We start from the raw sequence: 4,294 nt of genomic DNA, 5'->3' as shown, positions 1-4,294 counted from the left end.
GGCAGTGGTGGCGGACCCGGGCTGGACGTTCGTGGTCGCCGACGCGGGCCAGCTCGAACCGCGCGTGCTCGCGGCGGTCTCCGGTGACGAGCGGCTCGCTGCGGCGGGTGGGGCCGGTGACCTGTACGCCGCGCTGGCCCGGGACGCGTTCGCCGGTGACCGGGCGAGGGCCAAGGTGGCCCTGCTCGGGGCGATGTACGGGCAGACCGGCGGCGCGGCGGTGCCGGCGCTGGCGGTGTTGCGGAAGAACTATCCGACCGCGTTCGGCTACGTCGAGGCGGCGGCGCGCACCGGTGAGGCGGGCGGGCTGGTCCGGTCCTGGCTGGGGCGTACCTGCCCGCCGGGGTCGGCGGGGTTCGCCGAGGGTGAGGAGGTGCTGCCCGACGGCGAGGCCGACCCGCACAGCCCGTCGGCCCGGGCGGCCCGGTCGCGTGGTCGTTTCACCCGTAATTTCGTCATCCAGGCGACTGCCGCCGAGTGGGCCTCCACGCTGCTGGCGACGCTGCGCACCGAGCTGGCGGGCACGGAGGCGGAGCTGGTGTTCTTCCAGCACGACGAGGTGGTGGTGCACTGTCCGGCCGGGCGGGCGGCGGCGGTCGCGGAGGCGGTCACCGCGGCCGGCGCGCGGGCCACGCGGCTGCTGTTCGGCGACACTCCGGTCCGGTTCCCGCTCGACACGTCCACTGTCGACTGCTACGCAGACGCGGCATAGTCACGCAAATTTCCGTTTTGCCCCGCTACCCGCATCCGGTCGTGCTCGTTGGGCCCGGTGTGCGTACGACGGGACGGACCGGGCGGCTGTGCCCGGTCCGTCCCCTGATCGAGGGGGCACCGCTGAACCGGATCGCTGCAATGATCATCGCCGCCGGAGGCGGCCGCCGCATCGGCGGACCCGAAGCGCTGCTGCACCAGGGCGAGAAGCCGCTGGTCAGCCAGATGATCGACACGATGGCCGAGGCGGGCTGCGCACAGGTCGTGGTCGTCCTGGGCGCGGCGGCCGAGCAGGTGCGTCAGACCACCGACCTGACCGGCGCCACGGTCGTGGTCAACCGCGCGTGGGGCACCGGCGTGGGCTCCTCGATCCGGGCCGGGCTCGCCGCGCTCACCGACGACGACATCGAGGCCGTCGTCGTGGTGCCGGTGGACATGCCCGGGCTCACCGCGGCGGCGGTCCGCCGGGTGACCGCGCTGCCGTACCCGGACGTGCTGGTCTGCGCCACCTATGACGGGCTGCGCGGTTACCCGATGCTGTTCGGCCGCCGCCACTGGTCCGGCATCGCCACGCTCGCCAGCGCCGACGTCGGCGCCCGGCCGTACCTGCTGGCGCACAAGGACCAGATCGTCGACATCGCCTGCGACTCGGTGGCCGACGGCAGCCGGATCGACAGTCCGGAGCTGATGGCGCTGTACGGCCTGTCCATCCCCGAACAGCGCGTCGGCGCCTGAGGCGCGCCCGCCTGTCGGACCCGGGTGCCAGGATCGGACCGTGGCCTACGACGAGGACCTGGCGAACCGCGTACGCGAACGTCTCGGGGGTGAGCCCGGCATCACCGAGCGGCGCATGTTCGGCGGCCTGGCGATGATGCTGCGCGGCAACATGGCGGTGGTGGTGCGCGGCGCGGGCGGCCTGATGGTCCGGGTCGACCCGGCCGAGGCCGAGCGCGCGCTCGCCGAGCCCGGCGCCGAGGCGACCGTCATGCGGGGCTGGGTGATGCGCGGCTGGGTCACCGTGTCGCCCGCCGCCTGCGAGCGCGACGCCGACCTGGCCCGCTGGGTCGACCGGGGGGTCCGCTTCGCGCGTACGCTGCCGGCGAAGTAGCCCGCCGGATATCCGGGTGCGCGCCCGGCCCGGCCCGTCCTACGCTGCGGCCAGTCGGCAGCGGGGGATCGGAGACGACGGATGGCGGTTCACCTCTACGCGGTCAGCATGGACGCGGGCGACCCGCGGCGGCTCGCGCGGTTCTGGTCCGGGGTGCTCGGCCGGGAGATCCTCGACGACCCGCGCGAGGGCGTGGCGCTCGGCGGCGACGCCCACAGCGACGTCCGCATCCGGTTCCTGCCCAGCGACGCGCCGAAGACCGTGCAGAACCGGATCCACTTCGACCTGACCAGCGCGTCGCCGCAGGCCCAGCGGGACACCGTCGACCGGGCGCTGACGCTGGGCGGGCGGCACATCGACATCGGCCAGGGGCCGGACGACGACCATGTGGTGCTCGCCGACCCGGAGGGCAACGAGTTCTGCGTCATCGGGGCAGGCAACACCTTCCTCGCCGGCTGCGGCCCGGTCGGCGCTGTCAACTGCGACGGCACCCGGGCGGCCGGCCTGTTCTGGACCGAGGCGCTGGGCTGGCCGCTGGTCTGGGACCACGGCGAGGAGACCGCGATCCAGTCGCCGCGCGGGGGCGCGAAGGTCACCTGGAGCGGCCCGCCACTGATGCCCAGCGGCGGGCGGGACCGCGTACACCTGGATCTGGTCGCGGACGGCGACCGGGACGCGGAGATCGACCGGCTGCTGGCGCTCGGCGCGACCCGGGCCGGTACGGGCCGGCACACCGCCGGCGACGTGGTGCTGGCCGACCCGGACGGCACCGAGTTCTGCCTGCTGACGCCCCGCTGAGGCGGGTGCGGCCCGGGGGACCGCACCCGCACCGGTCAGCGCAGCCGCAGGCTCGGCTCCAGCGTGACCTCGAACAGCCGGTCCCACGGCAGCTCGACCCGCACCGCCGTGACCCGGTCCAGCGTCGCGGTGAAGGTCTTACGTCCGCGTACCCCGAGCACCAGCTCGTGCCCGGCGAAGTGGTCGGCGAAGTACCGCTCGGTCAGCGGCACCAGCCGGTCGCGTACCCAGCCGTCGAAGTAGCGCTTCTGCTCGGCGGTCAGCGCCAGCGGATCCCAGCCCTGCGCCCGGGCGTGCGCGTACGCCTCGACCTGCACCACGTTCTTCCACGGGTCGTCCTTGACGAACCGGTAGAGCAGGTACTCGGCGTGCGCCTGGGCCGGCCCGCGCAGCTCCGGCACGCCGAAGCCGCTGCCGGACGAACGCAGGTACGCCCACCGCGCGGTGCCGTGCGCGAGCGCCAGCCCGAGCGCGTTGCCGCCGGTGTTCCACCCCGAGTACGACAGCAGCGCCGGCAGGTCCAGCCGGGACTCCATCCGGGACACCAGGTCGTGGTCGCCCTTGTTGACGATCAGCGGGTCCACCACGATCACCTGGGTGCCGGCGGCCAGCAGTTCACCGATGCGGCCGACGAACGCGTCCAGGTCGGCGGCCCGCTGCCCGGCCGCCGCCGACGGGGTGTTCACCGCGAGGACGATGTCCGCGTCGCCGGTCACCACCCGGCCGCCCACCGAGGTGACGTGCCGGCGGATGTTCTCCGCGAACGGGATGCCCTCCAGCGCGGCGGTCCACCCCTCGCCGGACACCCCGGCGTACTCCACCCGGTAGGTGGGCGCGGCGCCGGCCGCGACGACGCGCGCGACGAGCAGCGCGTTGACCTCGTCGGCGCCGGGGAAGATCTCCACCCGGTCGCCGACGCCGAGCCGCGCCACCAGCGCCTCCAGCTCGACCCGCTCGGCGCGGGCCAGGCCGACCGGCGCGGTGTCGTCCTCGGAGAGCACCAGGTGGCTGATCGTCCCGTCCGCGACCCACTCCACCATCAGCCGGTTGACCTGGTGGTTGCGTGCCCGGGCGGCCAGGTAGTCCTCGACCACGGCGTCCGGGATGCGCGCCCGCACGGCGTCGAGCTGGCCCCGCAGCGCCTCCTGGCCCAGGTTGACCACCTGGTCGTACAGCTTGGCCCACTGGACCAGCAGGTCACGGTAGTTGTCCAGGTCGGTGCCGGTGCTGGTGATGGCGAGCCGCTGGATCGTGTCGTGCACCTCGATCACCGCGTCGGACCGGCGTGCGCGCAGCCGCCGGATCGCCTCCAGGTTGCGCAACGCGTCGGCCAGGGCCGGAGCGGCGGTACGCGAGGCGATCAGGCCCCCGTACGCCAGCATGCTCACCGAGATCACGTACCCGTCGACGCGGTCGGCGCCGTCGAGCCAGCGGGCGATGCCGGCGCCGTCACCGGGGGTGAAGAAACGGCCCAGCAGGTTCCGCGGCGGCAGCAGCACCTCGGCGTCGGCGCTCGCACCGGTCATCTCCGCGCAGTACGTGTTGACCGGCCGGTCGTCCAGCGGCACCAGCGCCACGCTCGGTCGCCGGCCGGCGGGCCGGGCGAACGCGGGGCCGCCGAGGGCGACGGTGGCCAGGCCGGCCGCGCCGGTGGCCGCAAGAAGGGTTCTTCTCTTC

5 protein-coding genes are annotated in these 4,294 nt (G+C 74.4%); 4 read left to right on the top strand and 1 reads right to left on the bottom strand.

The features are described 5' to 3' along the window. The 4 genes from KBX39_RS24685 to KBX39_RS24670 all read left to right on the top strand — a co-directional run. Window positions 1–712: DNA polymerase (locus KBX39_RS24685; protein ID WP_247660548.1), on the top strand; the 712-nt coding region annotated here is incomplete at its 5' end. A 140-nt stretch (window positions 713–852) separates the two neighbouring features. Then, window positions 853–1,446 carry an NTP transferase domain-containing protein gene (locus KBX39_RS24680; protein ID WP_030500339.1) on the top strand — a complete coding sequence of 198 codons (594 nt, stop codon included), beginning with the start codon at window positions 853–855 and terminating at the stop codon, window positions 1,444–1,446. 40 nt (window positions 1,447–1,486) lie between these two features. Then, a complete protein-coding gene (locus KBX39_RS24675; RefSeq protein WP_043329771.1) occupies window positions 1,487–1,819 on the top strand; it encodes a TfoX/Sxy family protein in 333 nt (110 codons plus the stop codon). 81 nt (window positions 1,820–1,900) lie between these two features. Continuing rightward, the gene (locus KBX39_RS24670; RefSeq protein WP_210872741.1) at window positions 1,901–2,617 is read left to right on the top strand and encodes a VOC family protein; all 717 of its coding nucleotides are present in this window, start codon (window positions 1,901–1,903) and stop codon (window positions 2,615–2,617) included. Window positions 2,618–2,652: 35 nt separating this feature from the next. Here the strand turns inward: KBX39_RS24670 and KBX39_RS24665 are convergent. After that, on the bottom strand, window positions 2,653–4,294 hold a 1,642-nt coding region (locus tag KBX39_RS24665), incomplete at its 5' end, for a DUF4127 family protein (RefSeq protein WP_210872739.1).

It is taken from the genome of Micromonospora sp. D75, assembly GCF_018070405.1.
Lineage (GTDB): Bacteria > Actinomycetota > Actinomycetes > Mycobacteriales > Micromonosporaceae > Micromonospora > Micromonospora chalcea.
Note: the sequence above shows the minus strand (reverse complement) of the source record. Positions and strands in the feature narration are given on the sequence as shown.

Excerpts from the sequence above, each read along its gene's own strand:
- KBX39_RS24680 (WP_030500339.1), top strand. The coding sequence starts at position 853 with ATGATCATCGCCGCCGGAGGCGGCCGCCGCATCGGCGGACCCGAAGCG.
- KBX39_RS24670 (WP_210872741.1), top strand. The coding sequence starts at position 1,901 with ATGGCGGTTCACCTCTACGCGGTCAGCATGGACGCGGGCGACCCGCGG.